General features: G+C 72.6%; 13 protein-coding genes, 1 tRNA gene and 1 other RNA gene. 2 read left to right on the forward strand and 13 right to left on the reverse strand.

What is annotated here, in order from left to right:
• Positions 1–2: 2 nt before the first annotated feature.
• The 3 genes from DER29_RS06150 to DER29_RS06160 form a co-directional block, all read right to left on the reverse strand.
• Positions 3–2,612: a helix-turn-helix domain-containing protein gene (locus tag DER29_RS06150; protein WP_121396448.1), complete on the reverse strand. Its 2,610-nt coding sequence runs from the start codon at positions 2,610–2,612 to the stop codon at positions 3–5.
• Between the two features lie 54 nt (positions 2,613–2,666).
• A tRNA-Ala gene (locus DER29_RS06155) sits at positions 2,667–2,739 on the reverse strand.
• Between the two features lie 89 nt (positions 2,740–2,828).
• Positions 2,829–3,416, reverse strand: coding sequence for a YqgE/AlgH family protein (locus tag DER29_RS06160; protein WP_121399042.1), 588 nt, complete (start codon positions 3,414–3,416; stop codon positions 2,829–2,831).
• Between the two features lie 150 nt (positions 3,417–3,566).
• On the opposite strand from DER29_RS06160, the gene DER29_RS06165 reads away from it, so the two are divergent.
• Both DER29_RS06165 and mdlC read left to right on the forward strand, forming a co-directional pair.
• Positions 3,567–4,370 (forward strand): S-methyl-5'-thioadenosine phosphorylase, encoded by an 804-nt coding sequence (locus tag DER29_RS06165; RefSeq protein WP_121396449.1) that lies wholly within the window; start codon positions 3,567–3,569, stop codon positions 4,368–4,370.
• Positions 4,371–4,425: 55 nt separating this feature from the next.
• Positions 4,426–6,021, forward strand: coding sequence for a benzoylformate decarboxylase (gene mdlC / locus DER29_RS06170; RefSeq protein ID WP_121396450.1), 1,596 nt, complete (start codon positions 4,426–4,428; stop codon positions 6,019–6,021).
• Positions 6,022–6,042: 21 nt separating this feature from the next.
• Here the strand turns inward: mdlC and DER29_RS06175 are convergent, their stop codons facing one another.
• The 10 genes from DER29_RS06175 to pruA all read right to left on the reverse strand — a co-directional run bounded on the left by DER29_RS06175 (position 6,043) and on the right by pruA (position 14,949).
• Positions 6,043–7,005: a hypothetical protein gene (locus DER29_RS06175; protein WP_121396451.1), complete on the reverse strand. Its 963-nt coding sequence runs from the start codon at positions 7,003–7,005 to the stop codon at positions 6,043–6,045.
• 39 nt (positions 7,006–7,044) lie between these two features.
• Positions 7,045–7,515, reverse strand: a complete 471-nt coding sequence (locus tag DER29_RS06180) for a hypothetical protein (protein WP_233599656.1) — start codon at positions 7,513–7,515, stop codon at positions 7,045–7,047.
• 192 nt (positions 7,516–7,707) lie between these two features.
• Positions 7,708–8,083, reverse strand: a transfer-messenger RNA (tmRNA) gene (ssrA, locus tag DER29_RS06185).
• A gap of 104 nt (positions 8,084–8,187) precedes the next feature.
• On the reverse strand, positions 8,188–8,667 hold the full coding sequence (smpB, locus tag DER29_RS06190) for an SsrA-binding protein SmpB (protein WP_121399044.1): 480 nt from the start codon (positions 8,665–8,667) through the stop codon (positions 8,188–8,190).
• Positions 8,668–8,802: 135 nt separating this feature from the next.
• Positions 8,803–9,678, reverse strand: a complete 876-nt coding sequence (gene ftsX, locus DER29_RS06195) for a permease-like cell division protein FtsX (protein ID WP_121396452.1) — start codon at positions 9,676–9,678, stop codon at positions 8,803–8,805.
• A gap of 65 nt (positions 9,679–9,743) precedes the next feature.
• Positions 9,744–10,424, reverse strand: a complete 681-nt coding sequence (ftsE, locus tag DER29_RS06200) for a cell division ATP-binding protein FtsE (protein ID WP_089001878.1) — start codon at positions 10,422–10,424, stop codon at positions 9,744–9,746.
• A gap of 118 nt (positions 10,425–10,542) precedes the next feature.
• Positions 10,543–11,664, reverse strand: coding sequence for a peptide chain release factor 2 (gene prfB / locus DER29_RS06205; protein ID WP_121396453.1), 1,122 nt, complete (start codon positions 11,662–11,664; stop codon positions 10,543–10,545).
• Between the two features lie 106 nt (positions 11,665–11,770).
• The gene (locus DER29_RS06210; RefSeq protein WP_121396454.1) at positions 11,771–12,286 is read right to left on the reverse strand and encodes a PadR family transcriptional regulator; all 516 of its coding nucleotides are present in this window, start codon (positions 12,284–12,286) and stop codon (positions 11,771–11,773) included.
• Between the two features lie 129 nt (positions 12,287–12,415).
• Entirely contained in the window at positions 12,416–13,219 is an 804-nt protein-coding gene (locus DER29_RS06215) for a tryptophan 2,3-dioxygenase (protein WP_121396455.1), read from the reverse strand.
• Between the two features lie 101 nt (positions 13,220–13,320).
• Positions 13,321–14,949: an L-glutamate gamma-semialdehyde dehydrogenase gene (gene pruA, locus DER29_RS06220; protein WP_121396456.1), complete on the reverse strand. Its 1,629-nt coding sequence runs from the start codon at positions 14,947–14,949 to the stop codon at positions 13,321–13,323.
• Between the last annotated feature and the right edge of the window lie 152 nt (positions 14,950–15,101).

Below are 15,101 nucleotides of genomic sequence, written 5' to 3' on the forward strand. Positions count from 1 at the left end.
TCTCAGGAGACCCGGCGACCGGCGGGCGGCCCGAGCTCGGCGAGCCGGCTGAGGGCCTGGTCCACCAGATCCGCCGGGCCGACGTGCCGGGCGATGCGGACCGCCCGCCGCAGCTCGCCGCGCGCCTCGTCCACCCGGCCCAGCCGGACGAGCGCGCTGCCCAGCCCGTACCGGCAGCGGGCCTCGCTCTGCCGCACCCCGGCCCGCTGCAGCAGCGGCAAGGCCACCCGGAAGCTGGCTGCGGCGGCCGCCCACCGGCGCAGCGCCAGCAGGCTCAGGCCGACGTTCAGGTGCAGGTGACCGGCGGTCAGGTCACCGATCTGCGGGGACGGCGCCCGGCTCGGGTCGGCCAGCAGGGCTTCCAGCCGCCGGTACTGCTCGATGGCCTCGCGGTGCCGGCCACCCTGGGCGAGGCTGCCGGCCAGCAGGGACAGCCCCTGCGCGTAACCGTCCCAGTCCGCGGCGGCCTCGAACAACGGCAGCGACCGTCCGGCCGCCGCCTGCGCCCCGGTGGCGTCGCCACGACGCCGGGCCGCGGACCCGAGGTAGGTCCACGCCCACGCCTGCTGGCGGGGGTCGCCCGCGGCCACGGCCAGCCGCAACGCCTCCCGGGCCGGCACCTCCGCCAGGTCGGGACGCATGGCACACATCGTGTACGCCCACGAGACGTAGTTCAGGTGGACGGCCCGCCCGCGCGGGTCGCCGAGCGCCTCGGCGGAGGCCGCCGAGAGCTGGTACACCTCCAGCCAGTGTTCCCAGTGCGTCCACCGGTCGGAGAACCAGTGCATGGCGTCGGCGACGGCCATCACCTCCGTGTGCCGGCCCGTGGCGAAGGCCGTCCGCAGCGCGCCGAGCCAGTTCAGGCTCTCCTGCTCGATCCAGCGGCTGGCCTCCGCAGCCGAGGCCGGCCCGCCGCCGGCCCCGCCGGCGTACTCCGGCTCGAACCACCGCCCGGCGGCGACCGCGGCGTCGAGCAACCAGGTCACCATCCGGTTCTCGGCCTGTCGCCGCGCCTGGGAGGTCTCCTCGGCGGACAGGCGTGCCCGGGCGAACAACCTCATCAGGTCGTGGAACCGGTAGCGGCCGTCGCTGGCCGGCTGGAGCAGCCCCAGCTCGGCCAGCTCCTCCAGGGCCGCCTCGGTCTCCCGGCCGCCCAGGCCGGCCGCCTGCGCGGCCAGCTTCAGGCCGACGTCCGGGCCGGGGATCAGGGACAGCCGCCGGAACGTGCGGGCGGCGGCAGGGGACAGTTGCCGGTAGGAGAGCATGAACGGCGCCGCGATCTGGAGGTCGCCGGCTACCAGGAGGTCGAGCCGGTCGTCCTGGTCGGCCAGCCGGCGCAACAGGAACTCGATGCTCCAGTCCGGGCGGCTGAGCAGGCGGTTACCGGCGATCCGCAGCGCCAGCGGCAGGTCTCCGCAGGCCTGCGCGAGGCCGAGCAGCATGCCGTCCGGCTCGGCGGCGGCGCGGTCCGGCCCGATGATCTGTTGCAGCAGCGTGACCGCCTCGCCCCTGGCCAGCGCCGGCAGGGGAAGCCGGTCGACCGCCTCCAGGCCGACCAGCCCGCGCCTGCTGGTGACGATCGTCATCGTGCTCCCGGCGCCCGGCAACAGCGGGCGGACCTGCGCCTCGTCGGCGGCGTTGTCGAGCAGCAGCAGGCTGCGCCGCTCGGCCAGCAGGGCCCGGTACTGGGCGCTGCGGGCGTGCGCGTCGCCCGGCACCTGGGTCTCCGCCACGCCCAGCGCGGTCAGCAGGCGTAGCAGCAGATCCTCCGGGCGGGGCGGGTCGGCGTCCAGGCCGCGTAGGTCGACGAAGAGCACACCGTCCGGGAACGACTCGGCGTACCGGGTCGCGGCCTGCAAGATGAGCGCCGTCTTGCCCAGGCCGGGGGGCCCGGACACGACCGCGACCACGGGAGCACCCTGCCGGTCGGGTGGTTCGGCGCTGCGGGCGACGAGGTCGCCCAACCAGCGCAGTTCGCCGTGCCGACCGGTGAAGTCGGCGACGGTCCGCGGCGGCGCCAACGCCGGCGCGGACCGCGCGACGCGACGGCCGGCGCGGGCGGTCTCCCGTAACGCGGTGGCCGCGCTGGCCGACAGACCCAGCGCCCGAATGAGCGCCTCGACGGTACGCCGCTGCGGCACCCGGCTCCGCCCGCGTTCCATGTCGCTGATCGCCCGCACGCTGACCTGCGACGCTGCCGACAACTCCTCGATCGTCAGGCCGGCGTCGCTGCGATGCCGGCGCAGTCGCAGACCGAAGCGGTTCGGCTCGGTCGGGTCGAGGCGGTCTGCTGGGGCCGAGCGATGCGATGCCGCCTGCCCGCCGACTCCCCGCGGTGGCCAGCCACCGGGGGAAGCCATCAGGTCGGCGGCAGGGTCGCCTCGTGGCCACGGGTCACCTGGTCCGTGGGGGACGAGTCGATCACCTGCGGCATGTGCCCGATCATGCCAGCAGTCCGTGCCGGGTGTAACCCCCGATGAGCAGGCGTTCGCCGCCATCGGGGGGCGTGTGCCGGGGGCATCACGCCGGGCCCGCCGGCAACCACGCCGGCGGCGGGCGCCCGGCCGCTGGGTGGCGCACGAAGCGGTGGGATGGACGAGCCGGAAACACATCAGCGGCCTGGTCGAATCGCTCTCGACCAGGCCGCTGACCTACAAAAACAAGGGTGGAGCCGAGGGGACTCGAACCCCTGACCCCCACACTGCCAGTGTGGTGCGCTACCAGCTGCGCCACGGCCCCTTGCCTCGTCCCGGTCACCCGGGCACGAGAGAACTATACACAGCGCCCGCCGCATGGTCATCTCGCGGGGGGGCCCGCCCGTGCGCGGCTCAGTTGAGCGCCACGTCCGGCGGGAAGTGCGCGACCGCCGCCATCATGCCGCCCTGGCGGCGCAGCACCATCGGCCACAGGTCGTCCGGCCGGTCGACGAAGGCGTCGCCGGGCAGCGCGTCCAGCACGAACCAGGAGCCGTCCTCGATCTCCTGCTCCAACTGCCCCGTGCCCCAGCCGGAGTAGCCGGCGAAGACCCGGATGCCGGTGATGCCCTCCCGCAGCGGCCCCGGGTCGACGGAGAGGTCGAGCGTGCCGACCGCCCCGGAGACCTGGTGGAATCCCCTGAGCCGCTGCACCGGGTGGCGCATCCGGGCCAGGCAGATCGCCGAGTCGGGCTGCACTGGGCCGCCCTCGAAGAGCACCGCCGGGTCGCGGGCCAGGTCGCTCCAGTCGCCGAGCACGTCGGCGACCGGCACCTCGGTGGCCCGGTTGAGCACCACGCCGAGGGCGCCGCCGGGCTCGTGCGCCACCAGCAGCACCACCGTACGGTCGAAGTTCGGGTCCTTCAGCGCCGGCGTCGCGACCAGCAGCCGCCCGGTCATCGACCCCGTCCGCCCGCCGATCGCCTGCCCCTCTCCCTGCATGCCGGACACCCGTCAGACCGACCGGACCAGGACGCCCGGGGGCACCGGTGTCATCCGCGCTGTGAACGCCATGTCTGGCACCATAGCCTGCCCCCGGGGCGGTGGCTAAGGTCTGACGTGCGGTAGATCGACGGACACGAGGGAGGACCTGTGGACCCCACGGCGGAACTCGCGGTGATCGGCGGTTCGGGGCTCTACGCGTTGCTCGACGGCGCGACCGAGCACGTGCTGGAGACGCCGTACGGGCCGCCGTCCGACGCCGTCACCATCGCCGAGGTGGGCGGCCGGCGGGTGGCGTTCCTGCCCCGCCACGGCCGGGACCACCGCCACCCGCCGCACCTGATCCCCTACCGGGCCAACCTCTGGGCGCTGCGCTCCCTCGGGGTACGCCAGGTGCTCGCCCCCTGTGCCGTGGGCGGCCTGCGGCCGGAGCTCGGCCCGGGCACGTTCGTGGTGCCGGACCAGCTGATCGACCGCACCAGCGGGCGGGCGCAGACCTACTACGACCGGGGCGCGGTGCACGTCTCCTTCGCCGACCCGTACTGCCCCGCCGGCCGGCGTACGCTGCTCGCCGCCGCGGCCCGCCGGGACGTTCCCGCGGTGGACGGCGGGACGGTGGTGGTGGTCGAGGGCCCGCGCTTCTCCACCCGCGCCGAGTCGCGGTGGTACGCCTCGATCGGCGGCACGGTGGTCAACATGACGGGCCACCCGGAGGCGGTGCTGGCCCGCGAGCTGGCCCTCTGCTACTCCTCGATCGCCCTGGTCACCGACCTCGACGCGGGCGTGGAGGGCGGCGAGGCGGTGACGCACGAGGAGGTGTTCCGCGTCTTCGGGGAGAACACCGACCGGCTGCGGGGCCTGCTGCTGGCGGCCGTCGCCGCGCTGCCCGCCGAGCGGGACTGCGCCTGCGGACGCGCGCTGGACGGCATCACCCTGCCCTTCGCGCTCCCCTGAGGCGAGGAGCGCGAAAGGCCCGGATCGCCCGGGTCGCCCCGATAGCCTGGGGGCGATGGCAACGGTCCGCGACACCACGTACGACCTGCTCCGCGCCCTCGGCCTGACCACCGTCTTCGGCAACCCGGGCTCCACCGAGGAGCCGTTCCTGCGGGACTTCCCGGACGACTTCCACTACGTGCTCGCCCTGCACGAGGCGTCGGCCGTCGGCATGGCGGACGGCTACGCGCAGGCCACCGGCGGGCCGGCGCACGTCAACCTGCACACCGCCCCCGGCACGGGCAACGGCATGGGCAACCTGGTCACCGCGTGGCACAACCGCACGCCGCTGATCGTCACCGCCGGCCAGCAGACCCGGGAGATGCTGCTGATCGAGCCCCGGCTGACCAGCCGGCGGGCCACCGAGCTGCCCCAGCCGTACGTGAAGTGGAGCCACGAGCCGGTCCGCGCACAGGACGTCCCGGCGGCCCTGATGCGGGCGTACGCGACGGCGGTGCAGCCGCCCGCCGGGCCGGTCTTCCTCTCGCTGCCCCTCGACGACTGGGCGCAGCCGGCCGACCCGCCACCGCCGGTGCGGACGGTGGCCACCCGGTTCGCGCCCGACCCGCGCCGGCTGCGCGAGTTCGCCGCCGTGCTGGCCGCCAGCCGGGCACCCGCGCTGGTGCTCGGCGCGGCCGTGGACCGGGCCGACGGCTGGCCCGCCGCCGTGGCCCTGGCGGAGCGGCTCGCCGCGCCGGTCTGGTCGGCCCCCGCGCCGGAGCGGGCCGCCTTCCCCGAGCACCACCCGCACTTCCGGGGGGTGCTCCCGTTCGCGATGGGGCCGCTCTCGGAGGCGCTGGACGGGCACGACACCGTGCTGGTGGTCGGGGCGCCGGTGTTCCGCTACTACCCGCACGTGCCGGGCGACCACCTGCCCGCCGGGGCCCGCCTGCTGCACGTCACCGACGACCCGGACGAGGCGGCCCGCGCGCCGGTGGGCGACAGCCTGCTCGCCGACGCCGGGCTGGCCCTGGCGGCCCTGGTCGACCTGCTCCCGGCCGCGGACCGGCCGGCGCCGCCGGCGCGCCCCGACCCGCCCCCGCCTGCGGACGGGCTGCCGCTGGCCCCGGACGCCCTCTTCGCGGCCCTGGCCCGGCACTGGCCCGCCGACGGGATCCTGGTCCAGGAGTCGCCGTCCAACCTGCCGGCGCTGCGCCGCCGGCTGCGCAGCACCCGCCCCGGGTCGTACTTCACGATGGCCAGCGGCGGCCTCGGGTACGGGCTGCCGGCGGCGGTCGGCATCGCGCTCGCACAGCGCGACACCGGGCGGGGACGGCCGGTGGTCGCGGTCATCGGGGACGGTTCGTTCCACTACTCGGTGCAGGCGCTCTGGACCGCCGCGCGGCTGCGCCTGCCGCTGGTCGTGGTGGTGCCGGTCAACCAGCAGTACGCCATCCTGAAGGCCTTCGCCGACTTCAAGGACACCCCGGGGGTGCCCGGCCTGGACCTGCCCGGGCTGGACATCACCGCGATCGCCCGGGGCTACGGCTGCGCGGCCACCGTCGTGGAGACCCCGGAGCAGCTCGGCGACGCCCTGGCCGCCGGGCTGCGCGCGGACGGCCCGACGGTGCTGCCGGTGCCGGTCAGCACCGAGGTGCCCCGGCTCCTGTGAGCCGCCGCCCGGTCGCTCGCGTCAGCTCGCCGCGAGCCGCAGCGGCGTGCCGGTGAGCACGTCGAGGATCGGCCGGTCGCCCAGCGGCGCCTTCAGCGTGGCGGTGACCGGTTCCATCTTCAGCATCGCGTTGCACACGCCGGTGGCGGTGATCACGCTGCCGCCCACCACCACGACGTCGTCGCGCTCCTGCACCAGCGGGGTGATCCCGGTGTCGCAGCTGCCCACGCCGAGCCGCCAGGTCAGCTCGGTGCCGTCCACGGACTGGACGTCCTGTGCGCCGACCAGGCCCGCCGGGGGCGGGCTGGCCGGCGGGGCGGGCTCGGGCGGGGCGGTGACGGCCTCCGGTGCCACGGCGAGCCGGGCCACCGGCGCGGTGAGTTCCTCGACGGTGAACAGCCACGCCGGCACCTGCGCCTCGCCCCGGCTGGTGCGCACGGGCGCGGTGCCCAGCTTCACGGCCGTGACCGTCAGCGGGACGCAGGCGGTCTGCGGGGCGCTGCTCACCGGACCGTCGGGCCCCGGCTCGATGGTGGGGCCGCCACCGGGGAGCTTCGGTCCGGGGTCCTTGGGGCGGCCGCCGCACGGCGGCGGGTCGCCCTGGTCGAGCTGCCCGTACGCGGTGGCGGCGCTGACCAGCGGGACGGTCAGCGTGCCGTCCGGGAACCGGATGGTGCCGTCGGCGGGCTTCGCGGCGGGCAGGTCGACCTGGTCGCGGTACCAGCCGCCGAGGAAGGCGATCTTGGTCTCCCCGGTGAAGCCCGGGTCGCCGATGAGCACCGTCGGGTCCTGCATCGGCACGTAACCGGACTTCCACGCCGGAAGCGGTCGCCACGCGTCGGCCACCTCGGTGGCCCGCTGGACGAAGGCGTCCCGACGCGGGTCGGAGTCGACCGGGTCGACGGCCGGGTCGGAGCCGGCCGGCGCGCACCCGGCGACGATCATCAACAGCGGAAGGCCCAGCAGGGCGGCGGTACGGCGCATGTGGGTTGGACGCCGGCACGCCCACGCCGGTTCCCCCGGTCAGGTCTCTCCGCCCAGATCCGTCTCGTACGCCTCCCAGAGCAGGTCCGCGCCGCGCTGCCGGTGCCGGGCGAGGGCCCGTAGCAGGTGGGCGGCCCGGCCGAGGATCTCGTCGAGCGAGGCGTCCGGCAGCTCCGCCGCCCGTTGGAGGGCGCCCAGCGCGGCAGCGATGGCGACGTGCTCCCGGGCCAGCAGCCGCACCCCGCGTTCCAGCCGGGGCGCCTGGCCGAGCAGTTCGGCGTAGAGGCCGGCGGGCCCCTCGGTGACCCGGACGTGCTCCGTGAAGCCCCGTCGCACGGGGCCGAGCCCCACGAGGAAGCGTTCCCGCCAGCGTGGTCCGGCCGGCGCGACGGCCAGCGCCCGGGCGAGCGGGTGCAGGTCCCCGGGCGGGGTGTCGGGGAGCCGGCGCGCGGCGGGCGGCCGGAGCCGTCCGGGCGGGGTGGGCGGCTGCTGGATCGGACCGGTGACCATGGGCACCTCCCGCGTCGCGTCTGACCGCGTACAGCGATGGTGGACCCGCGTGTCCGCCCTGTCCAGAGGCGGGGCGGACCTCATCGTTCCCATCCGTCGCGCCCGTCCCGTGGGACCCGGGCGCCCCAGGGACGACCGGCCCCGGAGACGCCGATGCGCCCCGGTCCGGTGGACCGGGGCGCATCGTCTGGTTGGTGGAGGTGCCGGGAATCGAACCCGGGTCCTTCGCCGGTTTGTCAGGGCTTCTCCGAGCGCAGCTCGCTATGCCTCTACTCGGCCCCACCGCTCACGCGAGCAAGTTGGTGTGACGGGCCCAGTCGCTGATTGATCTCGCCGCACGGACCCCGCGACCGGGTCCGATTGGCCAGCCTTCTAGCTGATGCCGGCTAACTGGGTCGAAGGCGCTCCCAGGCCGACAGACTCACTACTCGCCTCAGGCGGCGAGAGCGAAGTCAGCGCGATTGTTCTTGGCGCTTATTGGTTTCCGACGACCGATTCTCGAGACGACGTCGGCTTCCTCGGCTCGCTTCCCCTGTCGCTGCGTACGAAGTCGAAACCAGTCACCCCCTCGACGGGCCGCCCTTGTGGCGGCACTGACAAGCGTAACGCCTGCCGCAACGGGTTTCATCCCGAGCCCCCGGCGGGCGCGCCGAACCGGACAGGACGGACACCTCAGTCATCCATGCCCTTGCCGCGCCGGCCGGCGACCCGGGCGATCTCCCGGTCCGCGTCCCGCTTGGCGAGGTCCTGCCGCTTGTCGTACGACTTCTTGCCCTTCGCCAGGGCGATCTCCACCTTGGCCCAGCCGTCGGAGAAGTAGACCTGCAACGGCACCATGGTCAGGCCGCCCTCGCGGGTCTTGCCGATCAGCCGGTCGATCTCCAGCCGCTTGAGCAGCAGCTTGCGGGTCCGCCGGGGCTCGTGGTTGGTCCACGTGCCCTGCGTGTACTCGGGAATGTGCATTGCGTGCAGGTAGAGCTCGCCGTTGCGCTCCTGCGCGAACGCGTCGACCAGCGACGCGCGCCCGGCCCGCAGCGACTTGACCTCCGTGCCGGTCAACGCCATGCCCGCCTCGTAGGTGTCGAGGATCGCGTAGTCGTGCCGGGCCTTCTTGTTGGAGGCGACAACCTTGCGTCCCTTTTCCCGTGGCATCGGCGCCACCCCCTTTCCGGTGATCCGCCGCCGGACGTGACCGGCCGCGGGGCGGGGATCATGCTACCCGAACGACAAGGACCCTCCCGCGCCGTTTATTCCTGGCGCGGGAGGGTCCCGTCGAGCCGTACGGCGTCAGACCCGCAGGTAGAAGCGGAGCGTGACCCAGGCGGTCACCGCGCTGACCAGGCCACCGACGCCGGCCATCAGCGGGAACATGAACAGGATGTCGCCCCAGCTGATCGGCGAGAGCAGGCCCTGCAGCGCCTGGAGCGACCCGTCGAAGAGCAGGTACTTGGCCGCGATGAGGGCCACCAGGCCGAGCAGCGAGCCGATCAGGCCGGCGACCACGGCCTCCAGCACGAACGGCGCCTGGATGAACCAGTTCGACGCGCCGACCAGTTTCATGACCGCGACCTCACGCCGCTTGCTGTACGCCGCCACCTGGATCGTGTTGGCGACCAGGAGCAGCGCGGCGACGGCCATCACGATCGCGGCGGCCAGGGCGATGTTCTGGATCGCGGTGAGGATGTCGAAGATCTTGTCCAGCAGCCGGCTCTGGTCGACGATCTCGTCGACGCCCTCAGCGTCCTTGTACTGGTCGTAGATGTTCTTGTACTGCTCGGGATTGTTCAGCGTGAGCCGGAACGACTCGGGCAGGCTGTCCGCCTTGACCGCGCTGAGCAGGTCGGGAGCGTCCTGGAACATCTCCTGGAAGCGCTTGTACGCCTCCTCCTTGTTGACGTAGATGACCTCCTTGACCAGCGAGTCGCCCTCCAGCTTCGCCTTCAGGGTGTCGCGCTGCTCGGGAGTCACCTCCTGCGTGAGGAAGATCGAGACCTGGATGTTCTTGTAGTAGAGGTCCTTCATGTCGTCGACCTGGCGGTACATGAGACCGCTGGCGCCGAGCATGGTCAGCGAGACCGCCATCGTGATGATCATCGCAATGGTCATGGTCACGTTGCGCCACAGTCCGACCAGTACCTCGGACAGGACGTATTTCACGCGCATCGGGATTTCCTCCGGGTCTCCGGCATGAGGTGTTCGTCGTCAGGCTGCGCAGGGGTGGCGTCGGCTCAGCCGTAGACGCCGCGGGCCTGGTCGCGCACGATGCGGCCACTCTCGATCTCGATGACCCGGCGGCGCATCTGGTTCACGATGTTGGAGTCGTGCGTGACCATCACGACGGTCGTGCCGGTGCGGTTGATCCGGTCCAGCAGGCGCATGATCTCGATCGAGGTGTCCGGGTCCAGGTTTCCGGTCGGCTCGTCCGCGAGCAGGATCAGCGGACGGTTCACGAACGCCCGGGCGACGGCGACCCGCTGCTGCTCACCACCGGAGAGCTCGTGCGGGTAGCGGTGCTCCTTACCACCGAGCCCGACCAGCTCCAGAACCTCCGGCACGACCCGGCGGGCGACCGCCTTGGTCTTGCCGATCACCTCGAGGGCGAACGCCACGTTCTCGTACGCGGTGCGGTTCGGCAGCAGCCGGAAGTCCTGGAACACGCAGCCGATGGAGCGCCGGAAGTGGGGTCGCTTCCAGGAACGCATCGACGTGACGTCCTTGCTGTTGACGACGACCCGGCCCTTGTTGGGCGAGACCTCGTGCAGCAGCAACTTGATGATGGTGGACTTGCCGGAGCCGGATGGACCGATGAAGAAGACGAACTCGCCCTTCTCGATCGAGACGGACACGTTGTCGAGCGAAGGCCGGGACGCCTTCGGGTACGTCTTCGTCACTTGCTCAAGCTGAATCACGGGTGGTGAGTCTACGCGGTGTAACCGGGGAGCCAAGCCCCACGCCCCGCCGTTGCGGGTCGCGTCATCCAATTCGGGCGTACCGGAGAGATCGACGACGCGCTCCGCCCATGGTTGATCACGCAGTGTCGCCAGCGAGCTGCTGCTGCTTGCGCCATCGGATGCCCGCCTCGAGGAACTTGTCCAGATCGCCGTCGAAGACCGCGGTCGGGTTGCCCGTCTCCTGCTCGGTCCGGAGATCCTTCACCATCTGGTACGGGTGCAGGACGTACGAGCGCATCTGGTCGCCCCACGAGCCGGCGGCGTCCGTCTTCAGGCCCTGCATCTTGGCCTGTTCCTCCTGGCGCTTGCGCTCCAGCAGCCGGGCCTGGAGCACCCGCAGCGCGGACGCCTTGTTCTGCAGCTGGGACTTCTCGTTCTGGCAGGTGACCACGATGCCGGTCGGGATGTGGGTGATCCGCACCGCCGAGTCGGTGGTGTTGACGCTCTGCCCGCCCGGCCCGGAGGAGCGGTAGACGTCGACCCGCATCTCGTTCTCGGGGATCTCGATGCTGTCGGTCTGCTCGACGACCGGCAGCACCTCCACGCCGGCGAAACTGGTCTGCCGGCGCCCCTGATTGTCGAAGGGGCTGATCCGCACCAGCCGGTGGGTGCCGGACTCGACGCTGAGCGTGCCGTACGCGTAGGGCACCTTGACCGTGAAGGTGGCCGACTTCAGGCCCGCCTCCTCGGCGTAGGAGGTCTCGTAGACCTCCGTCGGGTAGCCGTGCCGCTCCGCCCAGCGCAGGTACATGCGCAGCAGCATCTCGGCGAAGTCCGCCGCGTCCACGCCGCCGGCGCCGGCTCGGATGGCGACCAGCGCCTCCCGGGAGTCGTACTCGCCGGAGAGCAGGGTGCGGACCTCCATCTCCTCGATGGCCTTGCCCAGCGAGGCGATCTCCGCCTCGACCTCGGTGAGCACCCCCGGGTCGGACTCCGCCTCGGCCAGTTCCAGCAGCACCTTGGCGTCGTCGAGCCCGGAGCGGAGGCTGCCGAGCTTGCTGATCTCGCCGTTGACGTACGACAACTGCGAGGTCACCTGCTGGGCCTTCGCCTGGTCGTCCCACAGGTCGGGCGCGGAGGCCTCCTGCTCCAGGCGGTCCTTGTCCGCGCGCAGCCGGTCGATGTCGAGCACCGCCTCGATGTTGCGCAGGGTGGCGTCGAGGTCCTTGAGCTGTTCGGCGTAATCGGCAGCGGTCACGACAGACAAGGGTACTGCTCGTGCGAGGAACGGGCCTGCCAGCCCCGCAGTCACGAGCCAAGAAGGTTGAGCTCGTGCGAGAAACGAGTCTGGGGAGCGGCGGCGGTCAGCCGACCGGGGCGCTCTTCAGCCAGGACAGGGCGGCCTTGTGGTAGGCGACGGCGAACTCCAGCGCGCTGGCGTCGTACGCGTCGCCCTCCTTCTTGGCGTTCTTGACCTGCTCCCGGACCTTGGCCAGGGCCTCGGTGTGGTAGTCGTTGGCCGCGGCCTGGAGGTTCTTGAGCTGGCTGGCCGAGTGCAGCTCGCCGAAGGCGATCCGCAGGGCGATCGGGTTGCGGATGGTGTCCCGCCCCGGCTCCTCGGCCAACCAGCGGGAAAATGTCCGTTTTCCTGCCGCCGTGATCGCGTACGGCTGGCTGGAGCGCGGGCCGGGCTTGCCCATCCGGACCAGGCCCCGCTCGGCCAGCACCGGCAGCTCCCGGTAGACCTGACTACGCGTCATCGACCAGTACGGCGCCAATCGGCGCTCGGCGGCGGCCATCAACTGGCCACCTGTCATGGGGCCCTCGTGGAGCAGCCCGAGCAGGGCCGCCGCCGTGGGGTTGACTCCGGAATCCGCCATGCCCCTCACGCTGCCACTTTGCCGACGCGGCGTCCAGGATTTGGCATTTTCGCCACCCGGTCGGGTTCCTATGTGCACTGTCGGCGCGAGACAGTCCGCCGGGGAGGCGCGCGACGCGCCGCCGGACGGTCACAGTCGGCTACGCAGCTCCCACAGTTCCGGGTAGAAGCGGGTCTCCACGCGGGAGCGCAGGTACGCCCCACCGGCCGAGCCCCCGGTGCCGGGCTTCGTGCCGATCTGCCGCTCGGCCATCAGCACGTGCCGGGCCCGCCACAGCGAGAACGCCTGGTCGTGGGCGACCAGCGCCTCCGCGAGGTCCCACAGCGGCCCGAACCGCTCCCGGTCCCCGGCGATCGTGGCGTACGCGGCGAAGCGCGACTCCTCCTCGGCGACGTCGAAGCCGGCCCGGCCGAGCACGGCCAGGAAGCCGTCCCAGAGGCTCGGCTCGGCCAGCCGCCGCTCCAACCGCTGCCGCTCCACGTCGGGCAGCCCCCGGAAGCGGCGCAGGTAGTCCGGGTCCTTGAGGCCGGAGAGGAACTCGATCTCCCGGAACTGGGCGGACTGGAAGCCCGAGGCCGGGGCGAGCTTGGTGCGGAAGGCCAGGAAGTCCTGCGGGGTCATCGTGTCGATCACGTCGACCTGACCGATCAGGACCCGTTCCACCACGTGGCAGCGCTCCAGCCGCACCCGGGGCAGGTAGGTCTCGCCGGCCAGCAGCCGGTCCCGGGCGTCGGTCAGCTCCGCGAGCAGCAGCTTGAACCACAGCTCGTAGACCTGGTGGATGGTGATGAAGAGCAGCTCGTCGTGGGAGGCCGGGTCGGACTCCGGGACCTGGGCGGCCAGCAGGTCGGCCAGCCGCAGATAGTCCGTGTAGGTGAGCAGGCCACCCTGCTCGCCGAAGTGGGGATCCTGCGCGGGGGTGGGGTGGGTCACAGCGGCCACCGTACCGCCGCCCGGCCGCCCCCGCCTCTCGCGGTGCGGGCACGCAAAGGGGCCCTCTCCCCTACGTCGGGAGAGGGCCCCTTGCGCACGCCTCAGCCCATGTGGGGGTACGTGTGGTCGGTCGGCGCGACGAAGGTCTCCTTGATCGTCCGGGGCGACATCCACCGGACGAGGTTGTGCCAGGAGCCAGCCTTGTCGTTGGTGCCGCTGGCCCGGGCGCCGCCGAAGGGCTGCTGCCCGACCACCGCGCCGGTCGGCTTGTCGTTGATGTAGAAGTTGCCGGCGGCGTACCGCATCTTCTCGGCGACCGCGTCGACCACCCGGCGGTCCGTCGCGAAGATCGACCCGGTCAGGGCGTACGGCGCGATCGACTCGGCCTGGCCGACCACCTCGTCGAAGCGGCCGTCGTCGAAGACGTGCACGCCGAGGATCGGCCCGAAGTACTCGGTGGTGAACGTCTCGTGCGCCGCGTCGGTGCACTCGAAGAGCGTCGGGCGGACGAACCAGCCGACGGAGTCGTCGGCGGTGCCGCCGGCGAGGACCCGGCAGGCGTCGTCGCCGGAGATCAGCTCCAGCGCGGCCGTGTGCCGTTCGAACGCCTTGGCGTCGATCACCGCGCCGCCGAAGTTGCCGAAGTCGGTGACGTCGCCGTAGGTGAGGGACTCCGCGGTGGCGGCCAGCCGGTCGCGCAGCCCGCCCTCCCACAGCGACCGCGGGACGTACGCCCGGGACGCCGCCGAGCACTTCTGGCCCTGGTACTCGAAGGCGCCGCGGATCAGGGCGGTGTGCAGGGCGTCGACGTCGGCGCTGGTGTGCGCGACGACGAAGTCCTTGCCGCCGGTCTCGCCGACCAGCCGCGGGTAGCCCCGGTAGCGGGAGATGTTCTCGCCGACGGTCCGCCACAGGTGCTGGAAGACCTTGGTGGAGCCGGTGAAGTGGATGCCGGCCAGGTCCGGGTCGGCGAGGACGACGTCGGAGGCCTCCTCGCCGCGCCCGGTGACCATGTTGATCACGCCGGGGGGCAGGCCGGCCGCCTCGAACAGCCGCATGGTGAAGTGCGCGGCGAACTGCTGGGTCGGGCCCGGCTTCCAGACCACGGTGTTGCCCAGCAGGGCCGGCGCCGAGGGCAGGTTGCCGGCGATGGCCGTGAAGTTGAACGGGGTGACCGCGTAGACGAAGCCCTCCAGCGGGCGGTGGTCGAAGCGGTTCCACACCCCCGGCGACGACATCGGCTGCGCCTCGAGCAGTTCCCGTGCGAAGTGCACGTTGAACCGGAGGAAGTCGATGAACTCGCAGGCCGCGTCGATCTCGGCCTGGATCACGGTCTTCGACTGGCCGAGCATGGTGGCCGCGTTCAGCGTGTCCCGCCACGGGCCGGCGAGCAGCTCGGCGGCGCGCAGGAAGATCGCGGCCCGCTCCTCGAACGGCAGGGCCCGCCACATCGGGGCGGCGTCCTTCGCGGCCTTCACGGCGGCGCGGGCGTCGTCGTGGGTGGCGTGCGCGGTGACGCCGAGCACGTGCGCGTGCTTGTGCGGCTGCACCACGTCGATCGACTCGCCGCCGGCCATCCGCTGCTCACCGGCGATGGTCATCGGCAGGTCGATCCGCTCGGCGGCCAGCTCGGTCAGCCGCCGCTGGAGCCGTTCCCGGTCGGTGCTGCCCGGCTCGTAGTTGCGCACCGGCTCGTTGCGCGGCTCAGGTACGGAGAACACGGCGTCCATCAAGGCTCCTGGCGATCTCGACAGCGGTGGCGAAACCGGACCCGCGGGCACCGGCCGGGTGACCGGCGCCGACGCCGCGCCGGGTTGACCGGTCACGGCAGCGGGACCTTCCCCGATTCTTCCACGCCCCGGCCCCTCGGCCTTCCCACCCT

The organism is Micromonospora sp. M71_S20, assembly GCF_003664255.1.
Lineage (GTDB): Bacteria > Actinomycetota > Actinomycetes > Mycobacteriales > Micromonosporaceae > Micromonospora.

Bases quoted from the DNA above. Each gene is read 5' to 3' on its own strand.
- DER29_RS06150 (WP_121396448.1), bottom strand. From the start codon at position 2,612: ATGTGTTTCCGGCTCGTCCATCCCACCGCTTCGTGCGCCACCCAGCGG.
- DER29_RS06160 (WP_121399042.1), bottom strand. From the start codon at position 3,416: ATGCAGGGAGAGGGGCAGGCGATCGGCGGGCGGACGGGGTCGATGACC.
- mdlC (WP_121396450.1), top strand. From the start codon at position 4,426: ATGGCAACGGTCCGCGACACCACGTACGACCTGCTCCGCGCCCTCGGC.
- DER29_RS06175 (WP_121396451.1), bottom strand. From the start codon at position 7,005: ATGCGCCGTACCGCCGCCCTGCTGGGCCTTCCGCTGTTGATGATCGTC.
- DER29_RS06180 (WP_233599656.1), bottom strand. From the start codon at position 7,515: ATGGTCACCGGTCCGATCCAGCAGCCGCCCACCCCGCCCGGACGGCTC.
- smpB (WP_121399044.1), bottom strand. From the start codon at position 8,667: ATGCCACGGGAAAAGGGACGCAAGGTTGTCGCCTCCAACAAGAAGGCC.
- ftsX (WP_121396452.1), bottom strand. From the start codon at position 9,678: ATGCGCGTGAAATACGTCCTGTCCGAGGTACTGGTCGGACTGTGGCGC.
- DER29_RS06210 (WP_121396454.1), bottom strand. From the start codon at position 12,286: ATGGCGGATTCCGGAGTCAACCCCACGGCGGCGGCCCTGCTCGGGCTG.
- pruA (WP_121396456.1), bottom strand. From the start codon at position 14,949: ATGGACGCCGTGTTCTCCGTACCTGAGCCGCGCAACGAGCCGGTGCGC.